The sequence below is a fragment of the Frankia torreyi genome (assembly GCF_000948395.1).
GTDB lineage: Bacteria > Actinomycetota > Actinomycetes > Frankiales > Frankiaceae > Frankia > Frankia torreyi.
The window spans coordinates 119949-140786 of the sequence record NZ_JYFN01000007.1 but is presented as its reverse complement, the minus strand read 5'-3'; the positions used below and the strand labels follow the sequence as shown (position 1 = coordinate 140786).

Here is a 20838-nt window from a genome sequence, read left to right as displayed (position 1 = left end):
GGCGAGGGTCTGGCGGCGGCGCACCTCGGCCTCGGCGACGGCCACGTCGTCCACCGTGTGCGGGACGAGCCCGTCGACGCGGACCGCGTCGCGCAGCTCCCGCAGCTCCCGCCCGCCGAGCCGCGGGATCCCACGGCCGGCGGCGTAGCGCTCGCGCAGCTCCGCGAGCAGGCGCAGGTGCACCCGCGGGTCGCCGTCCGGCACCTGGATCGGGTGGCCGAAGGTCCGTGCGGTGAGCCCGCGCAGCTGCGTGACCTCGGCGGCCAGCGCCGCGGCCTGACCGGCCCAGAATTCGGCCTGCGCGTCGGAGGCGGCACACTGCGCCCGGGCGGCGGCGAGCCAGCCGACCGACAGCCGCGCCGCCCGCTCGGCGCCGGCCCGCGTGTCGTCGACCAGCGCCCGCGTCGCGGACTCGCCGAGGGCGTCGAGCGCGGGCACCGACAGCCCCGCCTGTTCCAGGTCGGCGAGGCCGTCGCGGACCTCGTCGAGCTCGGCGTGCAGCCGCGCCAGGGCGACCGCATTCGGCAGGGCGGCGGCGTCCGGCTGCTCCTGGGCGAGTGCCCGCGCGTCGGCGGGACCGATCTGACGCGCCGTGCGGTACAGCACCGCAAGCTCCGCCGGGTCCAGCGGCAGCGCCCGGGTCGGGTCGAGCCGGTCGGGGATGAACGACAGCTCGCCCGCCCGTTCGGCGAGCCACGCAGCCACCGCCGGGGCCCGTTNCCGTCCGTGCGGCAGCTCGAACTCGCGGGCCTGGGCCGCCAACAGGTCGATCATGCGCAGTTCGAGGGTGCGGGCGTGGGCGCGGGCCGCGTCGAGTTCCTCGGCGAGCGCCTTGACGGCCGCCGTCTCCCGCGCGGGGTCGACGTCGCTGAGCGCCCCGGAGATCTCCACCACGGCGGCGCGTAGCTCGTCGAGGTCCGCGCGGCTCGATCCCAGCACGGCGACGCTCAGATCCCGCAGCTCCGGCGGAATCTTGTTGCGCAGCACGCCGAGTGCCTGCTCGTCCTGCGCGGTGACGAGCACGCGCTGCCCGTGCGCGACGAGATGGCAGATCAGGTTCGCGATGGTGTGGCTCTTGCCGGTGCCCGGCGGCCCCTGCACGGTCACCCCACGGGAGCCGGCGAGCTGGCGGGCGATCCGCTCCTGGTCGGCGTTGGTCGCCAGCGGCATGAGCAGCCGCTCGCCCAGGCCGACCGGCGTGCCGCCACCCGGCCCCGGCCGCGCGCTTGGATCGCCGTGATCCCAGCGCCCCGCGCCGGGCGGCATCCCGGTGCCGTCGCCGGCCAGCGCGTCGGCGACGAGCGCCTCGTCGGCGACCACGGACGCGATCGCCTCGGGAACGACGTCGCGATCGGTGAGGGCGGTGCGCAGGTCGGCGTAGAACTGCGCCTGCAGGGCGGGCCGCGGCCGCGCGTACAGCGCCCAGGTGTCGACGAGGACCGGCGCCGCGCCGGGCGACGGCAGCCCCGGCCCCGCGACCAGCCGGGCGTCCAGCCCGAGCGGCGCGATGACCTGGCGGAACACCTCCGCGCGGCCCGGGGCGTCCCACGGGTCGACCGGCGCGGCGCGCAGCCGGTCGCGCAGGGCGGAGAGCTCGTCGAGGCCGGGCAGCCCGAGGCCGTGCAGCGGCTCGGTCTCCAGGCTGGTCGGCCCGTCGGGATGCAGGCGGATGACGCCGGACTCGGGATCGAGTGTCGTCACCACTCGGGTGACGAGCAGCGGATGGCTGATCACGGCGTCGCCGACTCGCCAGCACAGCACGCCGTGCCCCCACACGAGCTCGGTGGTGGCGTCGTCGCGCTGCAGAGTCAGGCGCAGGTCGAACAGGCGCTGGTAGAGCGCGCGGGCGTCCCGCGCCGCGCGCGCCGCCGGCGCCCAGGGCCGCCAGACGTCGCGTACCCAGGCGTCCAGCAACGCCGCCCGGGGATCGGGCTCGTCCGCCAAGGGCGCCGCCCCGTGCCGGTCGGTGTCGCCCGGCTCGCCGGGTTGGGCCGTCGCCGGTTCCATCCCCGGTGACGCAAGGGCGCCGGCCGGCGACGCCGCCTCCACAGAGACCGCTGGCTGCGCCGGGACGGCTCCATCCGGAACATCGCCGACTGCGACGTTCGGGCCGATGCCGCCGATGCCGCCGATGCCGTCAGGGCCGCCCGCGGGCGCGGGGGAGGGCATCGTGGGTGGCGTGTCGGGGTTCACCCCGGTGGGGCCGAGGATCGCGTCGAGGGCTCGGGGCCAGGCGGGCGGCCGCGGCGGCGCTGTCCGATCGATCTCCAGCCACGAGTCCCGCCGGGTCGACGGGCCGAGGCGGACATCCGCGTGCGCGGGCACGGCGGCCGGGAGGATCGGGGCGGGGGAGTAGTCGGCGAGCTGACGGCGGGGGGCGCCGCGCCGCTCGGCGGCGAGCGCGGCGAGGTAGTCCAACAGTCGAAGCGACCGGCTGCGCACCAGGTCACGGGCAGACAACGGACATCGGCTCCTCGGACGGACGGCGGGGTCAGGGCGCGGCGAGCGCGGCCTGATGTGGTCCGCGCCTCCGCTTGAGCCGACACTACGGCCTGCGTCCGACAGCATCGCCGGTTTCCGACCGCCGAGCTGGCGTCGGACCCCGCCGCACCGCTGCGATCCCCTGGCCAACCTCTGGTTCGTCGAGCGGGCGGGTGCCCGGGGAGACGGGCGTCCTGGACGAGTCAGTCCTATCCGCTCAGTCGGGCATCAGCGCGGCCAGCGTGCCACCGCACCACGTGTCCGGACCCCGGCGCCGGTATTGGTCTCAGCGATCATGGTGTTCCGCGGAACCGCGCCACGCGTTGGGCGGATCCCCGGCCCGTGCCAGGGAGCGGGACGGCCGAAGCGCCATGATCCCCGGACTGTCCAGCCGGAGCCGGAGCGCTGCACCGGGTGTTATTTTGCTGCACTGTGAGCGTAGGGGGACGAAGCGTCACATTATTCGGTTTCACTGCCGGGCATCCAGGCACCGAATGCGCGGAGGCCGCCGCCGCATCCCGTTCCGGTTGGACGAGCGATGGGAGGTGGTTCGGGTGCGCGTCTTCCTGAGCCATACCGGCGAGCTGAGCCGGGTTCCCGCCGAGCGGTCCTGGGTGCAGGCAGCAGCCGATGCCGTCGGGCGGATGAAGTTCGCGGCGGTGGACATGGCATTCTTCGCCGTGGCCGACGCGCCGCCCGCCGAGGTGTGCGAGCGGGAGGTCGCCGGCTGCGACGTCTACGTGGGGATCATCGGTTTCCGGTACGGCTCCCCGGTCCGAGACCGGCCGGAGGTCTCCTACACCGAGCTGGAGTTCGACACCGCGACCCGGCTGGACAGGCCGCGCCTGATGTTCCTGCTGGACCCCGACCGCGTCCAGGGCGGCTACGAGCTGTTCATCGACCCGTCCCACGGCGACCGGCAGGAGGCGTTCCGTCGCCGGATCCTCGACAGCGGTGTCACCGCCGGCAAGGTCGCCAGCCCCGCCGATCTCGAGACGCAGCTCCTGCAGGCACTCGCCGTCCTCGCTGCGCGACCGGACGTCTCGCCCGGCCCCGCGGAACCAGCCGTCGAGGCGGAGATCCGCTGGTTGCCGGAGCTCACGGGCCGGGAGATCGACCGCACGGAGCTGGCGCTGGATGCCGCTCGCAGACTCGTCGAGCCGGCCGCGGACGGGCCCGCAGCGCCGATCGTCGCCCTGCACGGCGCCGGTGGCTTCGGCAAGACGACCCTCGCCCGGATGATCGGCCACCGCGACGACATCCGGGCCCGCTACCCCGACGGGGTGCTCTGGGTCGGCGTCGGCCCCGACCTGGCCGGGGTTCCTCTCGCAGAGACCGTCAACGGACTGTCGCGCCGCCTCGGCGACCGCTCGGTCGGCTCCTCCGATCCGGCGCAGGCCGGGATGCGCCTCGGCGAGCTGCTGGCCGAGCGGCGGATGCTGCTCATCGTCGACGATGCGTGGTCCGCCGATCAGCTCGCGCCGTTCCTGCACGGGGGGCACCGTTGCGGGCGGCTCGTCACCGGCCGTGACCGGTCCGTGTTCCCGCCGGAGGCGTCCGTCGTCGCGGTCGACGCGATGGCCCGAGAACAGTCGATCGGCATCCTGACCGCCGCGGTCCCAGATCTCTCCACCTCCACCTCCGCTGACCTCCTCGCCGCCCGCTGCGGCGACTGGCCGCTGCTGCTGGGCCTGGCCGCAGGAGCGATCCGGACCCGCGTCGGCCGCGGTGTCCCCGTCAGCGACGCCGTCTCCGCGACCCTTGAGGGCTTCGCCGCCGCCGGACCCGGCGCCTTCGACGATGAACGCAACCGCGCCCGCTCGGTCGCCGCCGCCATCACGGCCAGCGTCGACATCCTTACCATCGGCAGCGACCCCGACCGGGTCGCCCGCTACCACGAACTGGCGATCTTCGCGGAGGGGGCGGTCATCCCGCTGCCGGTGCTGGAGCGGTTCTGGGCCGCCGGCGCCGGCTGGACCTCCTGGCAGACGGGCCGGTTCTGCGAGCTGCTCGACGAGCTCGCCCTGGCCCGCCTCGGCCAGGACCCGCCCGGACTCACCTTGCACCAGGTCATCCGCGAGCACCTGCGCCTCGCGCTGGGCGACACGCTGCCCGCAGCCCACGGCCGCCTGCTCGACGCCTACCGCCGAGACCTGCCCGCCGTCGACGGCCGCACCGCCTGGTGGCTGCTGACGGAGTCCGAGACCTACCTGTGGCGCCATCTGCTCGCCCACCTACGTCAGGCCATCGGTCCCGGCCCCGGTGGCGCGGCCGCGCCACCGGCCGATGTCGCTCCCCAGCCCGACGACGAGGCCGAGGCCCTGGTACACGACCTACGGTGGATCGTCGCCCAGTTCACGCGCTCGGGCGCGGTGGCCGTGGAGGCAGACCTGGCCCGCTCCGCCGATCCGGAGCTCGGCCTACTCGCCGGTGTTGTCGCACGCTCGCTCGACGTGCTCACCCCGACCCCCGTCCCGGACATCCTCGCGCCGACATTGCTTGCCCGGATGGCCTCGGACGAGCGCTTGAGCGACCTCGCGGCCGTCTTCGCGGCGACGCTCCACGGGGCCCGGCTGACGCCGGTCTGGCCAGAACTCGACCGCCCCCACAATGCGCTAAAGCGGGTCCTGTCCGCAGGGGAAGCCGCAGTCTCCGCACTCGCCGTATCTCGCGACGGGAAGCGGCTGTTCGTTGGAGAGAGCTCGGATGTCTGGGGGGTGCGACCGGGGGAGGTCCGGTTCTGGGACGTTGCGAGTGGTCGTCCCGAGGGCGGCGTGCGCGGACATCCCCAGGGGGTGACCGCGGTGTCAGTGCAGGACACTTGGCGGGGCCTGCTGGCAATCGCGGATGGTGCGGGTCAGGTCGGCGTCTGGGACATGAGCTCCGGCACGCTCCGGTATTCAATCGACGGGGCCGCCGGCAGGGTCAACGGACTACGGTTCACCGCGGACGGCCGTTGGTTGGTGGTGGGACACGCCCATCGGGACGATGGCCCCGATGGGCGACCTGAACCGTCCCCGGTCGCTGTGAGGATCTTCGACAGCCGGACTGGGGCGCTGTACCGCAGTCTCCCGGGCTCCGGGCAGGTCGAACTGGCCGGTGTTCCAGACGGGGCCTGGCTTGCGGTGCGCTCCGACGACGGACTGGTCCGCCTGTGGAACGTCGCCGACGATATCGTGTTTGCAGTTCTGCCGGCCGGTATCGACACCCGGTCCGTGAACATCTTGCCGGAGTTTGCGCCGGCGAGGAGGCAGCTCCTGGCGATCTCGCCGGACTGCCGGCTGCTCGCGACGGCGTCCGGGCGGGCTGTGTTCGTGTGGGACGTCGAGACGCGGTCGGTCCGAGCAAGCTTCACCGGCCACGATGGCACGGTGTCGACTGTCTCCTTTCTCCCGGACGGCCGGTCGCTAGTCGTGGGTGAATCTGTCCCGGACACGGGGCGGAAGAAGGCCGGCTGCCTGTACGTGTGGAACATCGTCGACGGTTCGCTCGACCGCAGACTGTCAGGCCATGTGGGCGGGGTCGCCGCCATGGCGATCGCTCCCGGTGGGGAGTGGATCGCCGTGGCCGAGGCCGCCGAGCCGTCCATCTCGGGCCGCCGGGCGGTGATCCGTGTCTGGGACACTGCGGACTGGAACCAGCGCGGCGTGCTGACGGGCCACCGCGACAGGATCACGGGCCTGCTGGTGGCGCCGGACGGCCACTGGCTCGCCAGCGTCGGGGATTATGGCCCAACCGTGCGGATCTGGGAGGTCCGGCGGGATGCGGCAGATCCGACCTCTGCTAACGACGCGGACGACGCGACCGCTACGGCTGGCGACCCACGCGGCCGGTGGCTGGTGTCCGGGCACGGGGATGGGACCGTACGCACCTGGTCGTCAGGCGGCGATGCCGACGCGATGGTCGCGGCACATGACGCCGCGGTGCGCGCTGTCCTGCTTGCGCCGACGGGCGGCTGGTTCGCCTCTACGACGCGCGAATTCCAGGCGGGCGGAGACCAAGTAATCGTCCGGGCGGTGAGGGACGGCGAGCTGTTGTCGCGAATTCAGGCTGGAGTCGCTACCTCATCTGATTGGGGCGCGGCTCCGGACGGCACATGGCTCGCTGTCCGGACCCATGAGGGGATCCAGATCTGGAATCCACACACCGGCGGGCTGCTGGATGAGTTCCAGACCGACGGCGTTACCACGCGGATCGCGGCGTCGCCGATCGCAGGTCCGTCGACGGTTCCCGTCGCGCTCGTTGTCACCAGCTCCCTTCGCGGTGCGGAGGGACGGTGCCGGATCTCACTGTGGACCGCAGCCGCCGGCCGGGAGTTCGGTGTGGAGCGTTCTGTCGATCGGGGAGTCGGCGACGTCATGGTCAGCGAGGCAGCCGGCGAGATCGTGCTCGTAGATTACGGCGGGATGGTGACCCGCCTCGACCTGCGCACGCTCAAGGCCAGGGCGAACCCGGGCGATCTGGGCCCGATCGCGAAGGCGGCATACCTGCCCGATGGCTCGGGGTTGCTCACCGTCGAGCATCGCGGGCGCGGCGATGAACGCCCGATATCGATCACGGCCTGGGATCTACCGGGCGGGACGCGGACGGCATCGTTCAGCGGTCACTTGGGTGGGGTGACGGCGTTCTCGGTCAGCGGTGATCAATCGATGCTTGCGTCCGTGGACGAGGCGAACGTGCTGCGCGTGTTCGATCTACGCTCGGCGGCCCGCGTCGCCGCATTGCGGATCGAGGGGCGGGTCGACGACTGCGGCTGGCTCGGCGAGGCCACGTCGCGCAGCGTGTGGACGTTCGGGCGGGGTGGCCTGCGCCTGTGGCGGCTCGACGTCCCGGGCTGAGCGTGCGCGCGGTCGCGGGTGGTCCGGCGGGTCTCCAGTCGGGACCGACTCATGGTTCGGACGGGGCTGGGGGATGCCGGAGGTCCGGGCACGGCGCGGCGGTCGGTCCCCACCGACACGCTCGCCATCGCGTCGGTGGCCGCCGCGCCGTGCCTGGTTGGCTCCGACCCGATCCCTCCGCGGGTCGCAGCCGTCTGCGTCGGGTGACGCCGCATCCTCGACCGCGGGTCCGTGCCGGACCCCGGTGGTGCGACGATCCCGAGCCCGGTGTCAGCCTGTCGCGCCCCCGTCCTGGTTCCGACCAGCAGGCGGCGTGAAGCCGGCGGCGACCGTCCGAGTGGGCCACCGCGGTGGGCGTTGCCCGCCGATCCGGCCGTGCCCGATGACGTGCACCGTGACCTCCCCGTCCGCTCCCGTGGTCGGCGTGAGCGTGGTTTGAGCTTCCCGGATCGGGCGGCGACGGGGCAGGGGCGAGCGGACCGCATCCGGGGCGCCGAAAGGCGCCGCCGCACCGGTCCGACCGGCCCCCGAGGAGGGGCCCGACGTCCTGTTGCCCAGCGGGATCGTCCTGCTCTCGACCGAAATCATCCTGGTGCCCGGCGAATCGTCGCCCGTTCCCGCAGCGGATCGGCCGATCGGCGGGCGGCGCGCGCCTGACAATCGGGCTCGGGCTCCGGCTCCGGCCGGCGGTGGCCTGCGTGTCGACGCCGCCCGTACGGGTGGTGAGGCGACGACACCCCGGGGTGTGATCCGGGTGGCTCGGTCGAGCGGGGGCCGTGGCTGCCCGGGCAGAACGCCCGTGTCCGGCAGATGCCAGCCGGATCGCCACCGGTCGTCGCCGTCATGTTCCTGACATGCCTCGGTGACGCCTGGCGGACCGTGAATCAGGCAGCTTTTGCGGCGAATGGTCTTCGGGCACGGTATTCCGGGTACGGCCCGATCGGACGGACGGAACGGGGGTGGACAGGAAGGTCCGCCGACGGGGCGGTCGGAGAACAGGACGGCCGGCGGACAAGACGGTCCGCGGACGGGGCGCTAGGCGGCCATGGGCTGCCCTCGGCGGAGGCTGGTGACGCTGGCCTCCGGTCGCATGGCGGGCGCCGTGAGCAGGGCAGTCGTGCTCCCATCCGCCCGTGGGGCCGGGGCCGGGTTCGCGCAGGTCCGACCGGTCGGACGGCCCTTGGCCGCGCGGGGACGGCCGCCGGCGCCGGGTCGGGCGGCCGGTTCTCCGGCGGGCACCGAGGTGTCCGCCGGGGACAAGTACAGGGCGGGTCCGAAGGGCCGTTTCGGCCGGTTTCCGGACGGTGAAGCACATGTTTCCGCCCGCTGGTGGCCGGGTTGGCCCGGCGATGCCCCCGTGACGGCTGGTTTGGCCCGGTAGTCTCGGTCTGGAAGAACTGGGATGATCGGCGGCGTCCGTCGCCGGCCCGCCCGGGGTATGTATGGAGCGAAGTCGCGAAGAGACGAAACGCCGAGCGAGACGTGAGGGCCGGGCAACGGTGGGTGCGCCACTGCTTGTGGATAATGCCGATCTGTCGGTGAAGACCCTGGGGGCCTGCCGGATAGATTCCCCTCTTATGCCCCTGTTGGGGGAACGGCCGACGACACAGCATTACATCGACGAGGCGGACAAGGTCCTCTACGACGACACCACGTCGATGATCGCCGCCCGGCAGGTCGATCTCGCGGAGCTACCGGGGTTCGAGCCGGCCGGTCCGCGTCGGAAGATCTACTTCGACCCCTCCAAGACCCGGGTCGGCATCGTCACCTGCGGCGGCCTGTGCCCCGGGCTGAACAACGTCATCCGCGGGCTGGTGCTGGAGCTGACCTCGCACTACCGGGTCCGGCGGATCTTCGGCTTCCGCAACGGGTACCAGGGCTTCATCGCCCGCTACGGGCACGACGTCGTCGACCTGACCCCGGAGAGCGTCGCGAACATCGACGACGACGGCGGGACGATTCTCGGCAGCTCCCGCGGCCAGCAGGACCCCGGCGAGATCGTCGACTGCCTCTCCCGGATGAACATCAACATTCTGTTCGTCATCGGCGGGGACGGCACGCTGCGGGGCGCCAAGGAGATTTCCCGGGTGGCCACCGAACGCGGCGAGAAGATCGCCGTCGTCGGCATCCCGAAGACGATCGATAACGATATCCCCTACATCGATCAGAGCTTTGGCTTCCAGACCGCCTTCGGCAAGGCCGCCGAGTCGATCCGTGTTGCGCATGCCGAGGCGACGTCCGCACCGGGTGGCATGGGCGTGGTCCGCCTGATGGGCCGGCATTCCGGTTTCATCGCCTGTTACGCGACCCTGGCGAAGAGCAACGCCGACGTCGTGCTCATCCCGGAGCTGCCGTTCAAGCTGGAGGGCGAGGGCGGCCTGCTGAACTACCTGCGCCACCGCGTGGTCGAGCGCGGGCACGCGGTCGTCGTCGTCGCGGAGGGCGCCGGCCAGGAGCTCATCACCGACCAGCCGGAGGGCTCCGACGCGTCGGGCAACCGCAAGCTGCACGACGTCGGCCCGGTGCTGTCCCGCCGGATCACCGAACACTTCGCCAACGAGGGCGTCGAGCTGAACCTGAAGTACATCGACCCCAGCTACGCGATCCGCAGCGTCCCGGCCAACCCGTACGACAACGTCTACACGATCCGGCTCGCCCACGCCGCCGTGCACGCCGCGATGTCCGGGCGCACCGAGATGGTCGTCGGCCGCTGGCGCCGCCGCTTCATCCACATCCCGATCGCCCTCGCCGTCAGCCAGCGCAACCAGGTCGACCCCGCCGGCGACCTGTGGATGTCCGTCCTCGAAGCCACCGGCCAGCCCCCCCACTTCGAGTAGCCCCCACCGCCTTTCCTTGTCTTTCCGGAGGGCTTGTCCTTCCAGCGGGACGAATCGGACACGAAGCCCTCTGGAAGGGCAAGGTTCCCGTCCATGGCCGGGGTCGACCCGGTGATCGACCTGTCGGGATGACCGGCAGGCTGGTCACCTGTTTCTGACAGCGAAGCCACGTTCGGAGAGCCGCGGCCGCGGCCGATCACCTGCGTCCTCGACGCCGCCGGCTCCGGCCGGACGCGGCAGGGTTGACGCCGGTTGCCCGCTTCTGACAGCGCGGTTATGTTCGGGATGCTCTGTTCCTCTTCCCGACGGGGGCGTACCCCGCCGGCCGGCCCCAGGCTGCGGTCCTCGAGGTTCCGCGTGCCCCGGGGCGGCGACGGCGCCGCCGCCGCACGAGGACTCTCCACGCAGAGCCGCGATGACGAGGAGCCAGATGGACACGACCCCCACATCCTGGGACGAGACCACCGATGTCGTCGTGGTGGGCACCGGCGCCGCCGGGCTCACCGCGGCGGTCCGCGCCGCCGACGCCGGGGCGCGTGTGCTGGTGGTGGAGAAGACCGCCGTCGTCGGGGGCAGCACCTCGGTCTCGGCGGGGATCGTGTGGGTGCCGCTGAACTCCCACCAGGCCGAGTTCGGCATCTCCGACACCCGGGAGGAGGCGCTCGCCTACATCCGGCGGCTCTCGGGCCGGGTGGCCGACCCCGAGCTGCTCGAGCTGTGCGTGGACCGGGGCGCGGAGATGCTCGAGTACATCGAGACGCACACCCCGCTGAAGATGACGACCATGGCGAAGTACCCGGACTACTACGCCGCCTACGACATCCCGGGGAAGAAGTACGGCGGGCGCTCGTGTGAGCCGCTTCCCTTCCCCGTCGGCGAGCTGCTGCCGGACTGGGCCGCGCGCATCCAGACCAAGGTGGCCGTGCGCGGTCAGGTGGCCCGCAACATGCTCGCCGAGGACATCGGGCAGCGCGAGCGCACCCCGGAGGAGCTGGAGCGGCGCAACCGCGAGGACGTCCGCACGAAGGGCAGCGCGATCGTCGCGGGCCTGCTGCGCGGGGTGCTCGACCGCGGCGTCGAGGTGCGCATGCAGACCCGCGCCGAGCAGCTCCTCGGCGAGGACGGTGTCGTGCGCGGGATCCGGGTGACCGCCGCGGACGGCACGACCTCCACCATCGAGACCAGGCGGGGCGTCGTGCTGGCCAGCGGCGGGTTCGAGTGGAACCGCGAGCTCGTGTCCGCGTTCATCGGCTTCGAGCTGTACCCGATCAGCCCCCAGCACGCGACCGGCGACGGGCAGATCATGGGCATGGAGGCCGGGGCGCTGCTCGGCAACATGCACTCGTTCTGGGGCTCCGGCGCGATGCTGGACCCGACCGACCTCACCCTCGGCGCCCCGCTGCCGACCTTCGACGACGCCCGGGCGGCCGGCGGCACCATCATCGTCAACTCCCACGGCGACCGGTTCGTCAACGAGGCTCAGCCGTACCACGACTTCGCCCACGCCTTCGGCGAGTTCGACGCGACGACGATCGACTTCCCGAACGAGATCGCGTGGATGATCTTCGACGAGGGTGTTCGCTCGCGCAAGCAGATCCTGTCGTTCAAGCCCGGCGACCCCATCCCCGACTGGGTCGCGACCGGCGAGACCATCGCCGAACTCGCCGAGAAGCTGGGCGTCGACCCGGAGCACCTCACCGAGACCGTCGCCGAGTTCAACAAGCACGCGGCCGACGGCGTCGACCCGCACTTCGACCGGCCGCGCGGGATGACCGGATCCAAGATCCGTCCCGTCGACCGCGCCCCGTACTATGCCGTGCGCATCTACCCGGGAACGCTGGGCACCAACGGCGGCCTGCGCACGGATGTCAACGGCCAGGTGCGCCGCGCGCGCGGCGGGGTCATCGAGGGCCTGTACGCGGCGGGCAACGCCGCGGCGAGCCCGCTCGGCTGGGGCTACCCCGGCGGCGGCACCACGCTGTGGACGGGCATGACCATGGCCTACGTCGCCGGCGAGCAGGTCGCCCACAGCCGGGCGCCCGTCGGCGTGGCCTGAACCGATCGACGGCGAGGCCGGGTCCGCACCGTGGGCCCGGCCTCGCCGCGCGTGGGGTCAGTGCGTCCGGGGGTCGTTCGGCGCAGAGTCGTTCGATGCGGGGTCGTTCGGCGCGGGGTCGTTCATCGAGTCGGCGTCGAAGAAGGTGCGCAGACTGCGGATGAGACCGGCGTCGTCGAAGACGAAGTGCGTGGTGACGACGTTCTCGAGCCCGCCCCTGGCACCCGCGTCGATGACCGACAGCGTCGTGGCCACCGCCTCGTTGCCCACCACCGCGACGCGGTCGAGCCGGAACGCGACCGACCAGTCCGGCGGAATCCCCTCGACGAAGAACCGGTGCAGGGCTTCGGCCCCACGGGCGACGACATAGCCGGCCGGATCCTCCACGAGGCAGTCGTCGCTGAACAGCGCCTCGCGGCCCGCGACGTCACCCGCCGCGTAGCTGGCGTAGTACGCGGCGATCCGCGCGCGGGCGTCCGCCGGGCTGATGGTGGCCGGTACCGACGACACGAGCTTGGCCAGCAGGCGACCCGTGGATCCCTGGGCGGTCATGCGGCCACCGTCGACGGACCCACGGTCGTGTCATCGTTGCTCCACGCCTTGCGCACCTGCACATCCCTTCGACGAGTTCACCCTGAACGTCCCCGCTCGCGCGGCCTCTCCACCTTGCACCACCGCAGCCGCACGAGCACGTCAGGCGGTGCTGGGCGAGGCCGACGCGGACCGGATCGTCGCCGACCTGGAGGCGCACCGCGGAGAAGGGCGGGGGATCGGTCAGGGGCGGGTGAGGCGGGCGATGAGGCCGGCTCGCACGCCGGGCCATTCGGCGCGGACGATCGAGTAGTAGGCCGAGTCGCGGGCGGTGCCGTCGAGGGCGAGTACGTGGGTGCGGCGGACGCCCTCGAAGCGGGCGCCGAGACGTTCGATCGCCACGCGGGAGCGGGCGTTGCGCGCGTCGGTCTTCAGGCAGACCCGCAGGGCCGCCCAGGTGCCGAAGGCGTGGCCGAGCAGCAGCAGCTTCGCTTCCGTGTTGACGGCGGTGCGTTGGGCCGACGCTGCCAGCCACGTCGAACCGATCTCGGCCACCGACGGTGGGGCGCCCGCCGGGTCGGACGCCGTCGGAGCCTCGCGGGCCGGGGCGCTGGCAGCCAGGGTCTCGTGGGTGGGGGGGTGCTGGACCGGGGCTCCGGCAGCCGGGGTCCCCTCGGCGCTCGACGTGGCCACGGTCGTCCCGCCTGCCGCCGTCGTCACCACCGTGATCGTGGTCGCCGTGGCGGTCGTGGTCGTCGAGCTGTGGACGGCCGTCCCGGCGTCCGACGCCGTCGACCAGTGGAACGTGGTGGAGCGGCCTGCCGCGTCGGCGGGGCCCGATCCGGCGGGGCCTGGCGTCGGCCGCCAGAAGCCGAGGTCGAGGAAGCGGGTGGCGCCCACGATCCGGCCGGAGCCACCGGCGTCACCACCCCGCTCCCGGAGCACGAGTGGGACCGCCAGGCCGCGGTCCCGTTCCGCGACGGCCGCCGCCACGTACCGGGCCATCGCCTCCGGGGTCGCCGGGACATCCGTGAACCCGTAGGTCCGCCGGTCCTCGGTGGCGGCGCGGACCAGACCGTCGAGGTGGCCGGTGTCCATCGGTTCCAGCCGCACGTGGCTGCCGGCGAGTATCGGCATGGTCCAGTCGGGGGGTGTCTCTGACATGGTGCCAGCATGGCGGTAGTCCGTCCGGGCCTACCACCGGTTTTTGGGCGTGGTCAGCGCAGCCCGGAGCGGACGAAGGCGTCGATGACCTGCCGCTGCATGGTGAGGTACAGCGCGAACACCGGCAGGCAGGCCAGGCCGGAGGCGGCCATCACCGCGCCCCAGTCGTCGCCCTCCTGGGTGAGGTAGCCGCGGATGCCGAGCTGGATCACCGAGTTCGCGCGCTGCAGCACGAGCGCGGGCCAGAAGTACTCGTTCCAGGCGGAGATGAACAGCAGGATCGACAGCGAGGCCAACGCTGGGCGCAGGTTCGGCACGACCACAGTCCACAGCGTCGTCCACGACCCCCGTCCGTCGATGCGGGCCGCGTCAAGCAGCTCGCGGGGAAACGCCTGCATGTGCTGGCGGAGCATGAGCACGGCCAGCGCCGAGCACAGGTTCGGCACGATGACGCCCGCGAGGGTGTTCAGCAGGCCCAGGTTCGACAGCACCAGATAGTTGGAGATCATCGTTACCTGGAACGGAATGAGCCAGATCGCCACGAACGCCATGAACAGCACCGTCCGGCCGCGGAACTCCCAGGCGGCGAAGGCGTACCCGGCGAGCAGGCAGACGACGAGCTGGCCGGCGGCGGTGACGACGGCGATGACAAGGGTGTTGCCGAGCAGGCCCACGACATCCAGGCTGTCGAAGACCTGCCGGTAGTTACCGAGGCTCAGCGGCCAGGGCAGCAACGACTGGTCGAAGACGTCGCCGCGGCGGCGGAACGAGCTCGCGAACATCCAGTACACCGGGAAAAGGCTGATCAGGCTCACCAGGGCGAGCATGGAATGGCTGGTCGCGGCCCGCAGGCGGGATGTCCGCACGCTGCTCATCGGTCGTGTCCTCGTGTCGGCGTGTCGGCGGGTCGGCGGGTCGGCGTGTCGGCGGGTCGGTGGGGAGGGACGGGCGCCGGTTGGTGCGGCGCGGCACCGGTCAGTTGTCGGCGAAGCTGTAACGGTCGGCGAGTTTCACCAGGAACGCGGCGACGACGGCGAAGACGGCGAAGAACGCGATGCCGGCGGCCGAGGCGAGACCGGAGTCGAGGCTGCGGAAGCCGTACTCCCAGAGCAGGTAGTAGACGTTCGTCGAGGAGTCCGCCGGCCCGCCCTGGGTGAGCACGTCGAGGAGCGGGAACGTCCACTGACCGGACAGCAGCACCGTCATGAGCAGCATGAACAGCAGCGTCGAGCGCAGTAGCGGCAGCGTCACCCAGCGGGTCACCTGCCAGCGGGAGGCGCCGTCCATCTCGGCCGCCTCGGCGTAGTCGGCGCTGATGCCGGTCAGGCCGGCGGAGATGACGAGGGTGGCGAAACCGAGGATCTGCCAGGCACAGATCCCGAGGATGGCGAGCAGCGCCGTCCGCTCCTCGCGCAGCCAGTTGTAGGAACCGAGACCGAGAGCGTGGTTGACGATTCCCTTGGGGTCCAGCAGCCAGCGCCACACCGCGGCCGTGGCGACCGGCGCCATGAGCATCGGCAGGAAGATCAGTGCACGGTACGTTGCCCGCGAACGGTCGCCCAGGTTCCGGATTCCCAACGCGATGGCGGTGGGCAGGATGATCGAGAAGGGGATCAGGCCGAGCATGTACCAGAGCGTGTTCTCGGCGGCGCCGCGCAACTGGGGGAGGGTNAACNCCCGCCGGTAGTTCTCGAACCCGACGTAGGTCCGCGGCGAGGTGGGCAGCAGGTTCCAGTGGTAGAAGGAGAGCTGGACGGCCTCGACGATCGGTTTGTAGGTCCACAGCACCAGGCAGACCAGGCCGGGCAGCAGGTAGAGATACGGCGGCAGGGCGCCCAGCGCCCGCTGGGCAAGCGGCGGGCGAGCGGCCTGGACCCGTCTGACCGGGACCGCCACCGCGGCCCCACCGCCGCCGGAGATCCTCGCGGCGCCGGACGGCGCGACTTCGACGAACACGATCTGGAACTTCCTCTCCGGCAGGCGGACGCCACCCCCGTGCGGGGTCCGACCGGGCCACGCTCGGGGGTGGCGCGCTCCCGCACGCTCGATGGGACGTCAGAGGGCGGCGTGGGCGGCCTGGGCGGCGTGGGCGGTGTACTCGGCGGCGTGGCGGCTGAGATCGTCCAGGCTCAAGTCATAGATCACGTCGGCGGTGCCGATCGGCACCGTGGTGGCCACCGCGCCGGCCGGGTAGACGTCGACCCGGGTGTATTCGCCGCCCACCAGCCCGGTCATCCGGTCTGCCGCCCCGATTACCTGGGCCCGGTAGGCGGTGGCACCCGCCACCCACACCGGGATCCCGCCGAGCACACCCGCCGACGCGTGGTGGGCATGCCCGGTCAGCACGATCTTCACGTCGCTGCCGGCGAGGACGGCCGCGAGGTTCTCCGGTTCGGTGAGCAGCAGCGTGTTGACCGCGGCGATCGGGGAGGGCACGGGCGGGTGGTGCAGGGCCAGCACCGTCCCGGCGGGAGCCGGCGTGGCCAGCTCGTCGGCGAGCCAGCCCAGTTGGGCGGTGCTGAGGAAACCGCCGTGCTGGCCCGGCTCGGTGCTGTCAAGAACGATGACCCGCAGGTCGCCGACCCAGTGCGTGTAGTCGTGCGGCTCGGTGGTCGGCTCCACGCCGAGGAGCCCTGCCCGGAACGGCCCACGCGCGTCGTGGTTGCCCATCCCGTAGAGGACCGGCACCCCCATCCGGGCGGCGACCGGCTCCACCAGCTCCCGCAGCCGTCGGTAGGCCAGCGGATCGCCGCTGTCGGCCAGGTCGCCGGTGAGCAGCAGGACGCCGATCTGCAGCGGGGATGCCTCGAGCTGAGCGAGGACGGCCGACAGCACGGCATGGGTGTCGACCTTGTCGTACAGCCGTTCGCCCGATCGGACGATGTGGGTGTCGCTGATCTGGATCAGGGTGTGGGTGGGCGTGTGGGCGTTCGGGGCGAGCTGGGGGAGCACGGGCATCCCTTCCGCGGGCGTGGCGGACATGTCCGTCGGGGTCACTTGGGCGGCAGGAGGGTGGTGGCCTGCTTCTGCGCGGCGGCCATCGCGGCGGCGGGGTCCTTGTCGCCGAAGACGGCGCCCTCGACCGCGGACATCATCGTGTCGCTGATCTGCAGGTAGTTGTCGCCGGGGAAGGATTCCCACGGCTGCAGCCGGGTGAGCTGGTCGAGGTTGGGCTTGATGAGCGGGTTCGCCTTCGCCCACGCCTGCAGGCCGTTCGGGTCGTCGATGAGCCCGGTGCGCAGCGGCAGGTAGCCGATCTTCGAGGAGATCTGGGTGTAGGCGTGGTCGCTGGTGAGGAACTTGATCAGCTCCCAGGCGGCGCGCTGCTTGGCCGGGTCCTTGCTGAAGACGGCCAGGCCGGAGCCCGAGTTGGTGGGGACAACCGGCTTCGACCCGAACGACGGCTCCTGCGAGGCGCCGAGCTCCCAGTTGTTCGCCTTGGCCCCGGCCATGAACAGCCCCTGCACGGCGCTGGTCTCCAGGATCATCCCGAGCTGTCCGCTGCTGAACGCCTTGAACGCCTGCTGCTGGTCCAGGTTGGGCATGGCGCCGCTGTGGGCCAGGTCAGCCGCGGTCGACACCGCCGAGACGGCCGGCGCGTCGCCGAACGACAGCGTCCGGCCGTCCGCGGACATCACCCGACCTCCCGAGGATCGGACCAGGCTCTGGAAGCACCAGACGGCGGCCTTCGTCAGGCAGTCGACGACGATGCCGTCCTTGCCGGTCCTGGCCTTGATGGCCAGGGCGGCGGTCCGGACGTCGGCCCAGGTCTTCGGCGGGTTGGCCGGGTCGAGCCCGGCCTGGGTGAACAGCGTCCTGTTCAGCCAGAGCACCGGGGTGGAGAAGACGTAGGGCACCGCGTAGGTCTTGCCGTCGACGTTGCCGAGGGGGCGAGCCGTGGGGGCGAACGGGTGGGTGCCGCCGAAGTTGGCCTGCACGGCGTCCCGTCCGACCAGGGTGTCCAGCGGCTGGGCGCCGAGGCTGCCGGCGGCAAACCGCAGCGCGTCGAACGTGACCTGGGCGACGTCCGGCGGGTGACCGGCCAGTACCTGGTTCTTCACGCTGCTGGTGTAGTCGCCGTTCGGCGTGGTGCCCTGCGGCGGCTGGCCCTTGACGGTGATGTTGGGATGCGCGGCCTCGAAGTCGTGCAGCAGTCCCTCGATGACCGGCTTCCAGGTGCCCGTGCTGGTGAGGTTGTAGCTCTCGAAGACGATGGAGACCTTCTGATCCGGGGCGAGTTCGGGGATCGTCGCGGTCGAGCCGGCGCTGGCGCCGGCGGCCGCGCTGGACGGCGTGGACGAGGACGTCGCACACGCGGAGGCCAGCGCGGCGATCAGCACGAGGCCAGCCGCGGCGCGCAGCAGGCGTGGTCGGGCCACGGGCATGCTCCCTGGGGGATCGAGTGGGCCTTGGCTCGGGTGTGGCGGGTGGCTCGGGTGGCTCGGGTGTGGCGGGTGTGGCGGGTCAGACGCCGGCGGTGGTCGGAGTCGCGGTGGTCGGAGTCGCGGTGGTCGGATCGGGGGGAGCCGGCGTCCCGGCGGCGAGGGCGACCGGCACCGCGGGCCGGCTGGCCGGCTGCTGCCAGGTCAGGCGGCGTCCGCTGGCCCGGTCGAACAGGTGGACGCGGGCCGGGTCGACGCCGAGCCGGGTCCGGTCACCGACCGCGAGTCCGATCGGCCGCGGACCGCGTAGCGCCACCGGCTGCCCGTGCACATCGCACCAGGCCACCTCCTCGCTGCCCAGGTTCTCGATCGCGGTGACGACACCCTCGATCTCCACACCGGGGTGGTCTCGCGCGGTGGCGTCGCCGGCCGGGATCCGGCGCAGGCTCTCGGGCCGGAGGCCGAGGGTCACGTCGCGGTCCGGCGCCGTGCCCGGCCACAGGGGGAGGCGCAGCCCCGGTGCCTGCACCGTCAGCATCGGGCCGTCCGCCTCGATGCGGGCCGCCAGCAGGTTCATCGGCGGCGCGCCGAGGAAGCCCGCGACGAACACGGACGCCGGGGTGTCGTACACCTCCGTCGGCGTGCCGACCTGCTCCACCCGGCCGCCGCTGAGCAGCGCCACGCGGGTGGCCATCGACATCGCCTCGACCTGGTCATGGGTGACGTAGACGAAGGTGCGTCCGAGCCGGCGATGCAGGGCGGTGAGCTCGGTACGGGTCGCGGTGCGCAGCTTGGCGTCGAGGTTGGACAGCGGCTCGTCCATGAGGAACGCCTGCGGGTCGCGGACCAGCGCCCGGCCGAGGGCGACCCGCTGGCGCTGGCCACCGGACAGCTCGCGGGGTCGGCGGGCGAGCAGGTGGTCGAGTTCGAGCTGCCCGGCGACCTCGCGGACCCGGCGGCGGATCTCGGCCCGGGGCACGCGGGCGGCCCGCAGTGGGAAACCGATGTTGCGTTCGACGGACAGGTGCGGGTAGAGCGCGTAGCTCTGGAACACCATCGCGAGGTCGCGTTGGCGGGCCGGCAGGTGGGTGATGTCGCGTTCGCCGAGCAGGATGCGGCCCTCGCTCGGCTCCAGCAGGCCCGCGATCATCCGCAGCAGCGTCGTCTTCCCGCATCCGCTCGGGCCCAGCAGCACGAGGAAGTCGCCGTCGGCCACCTCGAGGGAGATGTCGTCGACGGCGCGGACATCGCCGAAGGTCCTCGTCAGGCCCTCGATCCGGATCTCTGCCACCAGCACTCCAGGTAACGTCCGTTCCGGGGGCGGGGCTGCTCCCGGTTTCCTGTTACCTGGGCAGCGTCGAATACCGAGATGAACGGTCTTCGACGGACGGGAAACGGACGGTGGTCACTTATCGCAACGGTTCTCTCTGGCTTCTGGTGGCGAGGGGTGCCATTCGACCTGGTCAAGGCGCCGATTGTGCCGTCGTCGTCTGTTACCGAAAGTGAGAAGATCTGTGGGCTGTGTACCTGCAGTCGGATCCCCACCGTCGGGTATCCGCCCCCGGAGGAGCGACCGCCGAGTGCCTACCGCCGCCGAGGCCCGTCGCCGTGCTCGGTCCCCGCCGGCTCCGGCGGACTCGCCGGCTCGGCCCGCACGGAGTGGCCGAGGACGTCCGGGACCAGGGATGACGCTCGTTGCGGGTCGTTCTCCCGGCGCAGCCCGACGGCAAGCTGCAGCGCGTTGAGCAGCAGCAGCGACGCCAGCCGGCTCGCGATCGTGTCCGTGCCGACCGGCCAGTCGGGCGTCCCGACGACGAGGGTGATGTCGGCGATCTCGGCCAGCGGGCCCGACGTGTAACTGGTGATCCCGACGACCGCGGCCCCGGCGGTGCGGGCGGCCTCGGCGGCGCGCAGCGTCGGCTCGTTCGCGCCGGACGAGGTGATGACCAGGCAGACGTCGGTGGGGGCGAGCAGCCGGGCCGTGATCTCCTGGATGATCGAATCACCCGGCGCCTCCGCCGGACGGCCGATGCTCAGGAAGCGCAGCGCCGCATCCTGGGCGACGGGCCCCGAACCGCCGTTGCCGACGATGAGCAGCCGCCCGGCGGAGTCCAGCAGGTCGACCGCCGGGGTGAGGCACGCGCGGTCCAACGGTCCCAACGCGTCGGCGAGCACCTTCGCCGCCGCCTCGAACACGGTGTCGACCAGCCGCTCGACCGGGTCCCCGGCGCCGGCGCGGCCGACCTCGCCGCGCAGTGCCGCCGCCCCGGCCTCGCGGGCCAGCTCCACCCGGAAGTGCTGGAACCCGCGGAAGCCCAGCGACTGGCAGGCCCGCACCACGGTGGCCGCCGACGTCCCCGCCGCCTCCGCAAGCTGGGCCGCGGACCACTCCACCACCTCCCCCGGACGGGCCAGGCACACCTCGGCCACCCGTTGCTCGCTCGGCACGAGGCTCGGCAGGGTCGCGCGGATGGCCGCGAACAGCCCGCCCGGACGGACGGCACCGGCCGGTCCGGTGAAGGGAGTCACCATGATGGAGGTCTTACACG

At 72.3% G+C, this 20838-nt stretch carries 11 protein-coding genes and 2 pseudogenes; 3 read left to right on the top strand and 10 right to left on the bottom strand.

Going from position 1 to position 20838, the window contains the following annotated elements; genetic code table 11:
- Nucleotides 1-720 precede the first annotated feature (720 nt).
- Nucleotides 721-2460, bottom strand: a 1740-nt coding sequence (locus tag FF36_RS37300) for an AAA domain-containing protein (RefSeq protein ID WP_242422346.1), incomplete at its 3' end; no start/stop codon positions are given.
- A gap of 575 nt (nucleotides 2461-3035) precedes the next feature.
- Here FF36_RS37300 and FF36_RS06715 point away from each other — a divergent pair.
- The 3 genes from FF36_RS06715 to FF36_RS06705 all read left to right on the top strand — a co-directional run bounded on the left by FF36_RS06715 (nucleotide 3036) and on the right by FF36_RS06705 (nucleotide 12212).
- Nucleotides 3036-7319, top strand: coding sequence for an NB-ARC domain-containing protein (locus tag FF36_RS06715; RefSeq protein ID WP_199865336.1), 4284 nt, complete (start codon nucleotides 3036-3038; stop codon nucleotides 7317-7319).
- Nucleotides 7320-8818: 1499 nt separating this feature from the next.
- Nucleotides 8819-10156 (top strand): ATP-dependent 6-phosphofructokinase, encoded by a 1338-nt coding sequence (locus FF36_RS06710; RefSeq protein ID WP_044884092.1) that lies wholly within the window; start codon nucleotides 8819-8821, stop codon nucleotides 10154-10156.
- Between the two features lie 430 nt (nucleotides 10157-10586).
- On the top strand, nucleotides 10587-12212 hold the full coding sequence (locus FF36_RS06705) for an FAD-dependent oxidoreductase (RefSeq protein ID WP_044884091.1): 1626 nt from the start codon (nucleotides 10587-10589) through the stop codon (nucleotides 12210-12212).
- 57 nt (nucleotides 12213-12269) lie between these two features.
- Here the strand turns inward: FF36_RS06705 and FF36_RS06700 are convergent, their stop codons facing one another.
- The 9 genes and pseudogenes from FF36_RS06700 to FF36_RS06665 form a co-directional block, all read right to left on the bottom strand.
- Entirely contained in the window at nucleotides 12270-12764 is a 495-nt protein-coding gene (locus tag FF36_RS06700) for a nuclear transport factor 2 family protein (RefSeq protein ID WP_044884090.1), read from the bottom strand.
- Nucleotides 12765-12986: 222 nt separating this feature from the next.
- Nucleotides 12987-13907, bottom strand: a complete 921-nt coding sequence (locus tag FF36_RS41430; protein ID WP_044884089.1) for a GNAT family N-acetyltransferase — start codon at nucleotides 13905-13907, stop codon at nucleotides 12987-12989.
- Between the two features lie 53 nt (nucleotides 13908-13960).
- Entirely contained in the window at nucleotides 13961-14782 is an 822-nt protein-coding gene (locus FF36_RS06690) for a carbohydrate ABC transporter permease (protein WP_044884088.1), read from the bottom strand.
- 100 nt (nucleotides 14783-14882) lie between these two features.
- A pseudogene (locus FF36_RS06685) lies at nucleotides 14883-15578 on the bottom strand (carbohydrate ABC transporter permease); the annotation flags it as partial.
- Nucleotides 15579-15583: 5 nt separating this feature from the next.
- Nucleotides 15584-15863: pseudogene (locus tag FF36_RS37295) on the bottom strand (sugar ABC transporter permease); the annotation flags it as partial.
- 99 nt (nucleotides 15864-15962) lie between these two features.
- On the bottom strand, nucleotides 15963-16865 hold the full coding sequence (locus tag FF36_RS06680) for a metallophosphoesterase (RefSeq protein WP_044884087.1): 903 nt from the start codon (nucleotides 16863-16865) through the stop codon (nucleotides 15963-15965).
- A 35-nt stretch (nucleotides 16866-16900) separates the two neighbouring features.
- Complete coding sequence (locus FF36_RS06675) at nucleotides 16901-18292, bottom strand: ABC transporter substrate-binding protein (RefSeq protein ID WP_044884086.1); 1392 nt, start codon at nucleotides 18290-18292, stop codon at nucleotides 16901-16903.
- A gap of 79 nt (nucleotides 18293-18371) precedes the next feature.
- Nucleotides 18372-19580 carry an ABC transporter ATP-binding protein gene (locus FF36_RS06670; RefSeq protein ID WP_044884166.1) on the bottom strand — a complete coding sequence of 403 codons (1209 nt, stop codon included), beginning with the start codon at nucleotides 19578-19580 and terminating at the stop codon, nucleotides 18372-18374.
- A gap of 293 nt (nucleotides 19581-19873) precedes the next feature.
- Nucleotides 19874-20821 carry a MurR/RpiR family transcriptional regulator gene (locus tag FF36_RS06665; RefSeq protein ID WP_044884085.1) on the bottom strand — a complete coding sequence of 316 codons (948 nt, stop codon included), beginning with the start codon at nucleotides 20819-20821 and terminating at the stop codon, nucleotides 19874-19876.
- Between the last annotated feature and the right edge of the window lie 17 nt (nucleotides 20822-20838).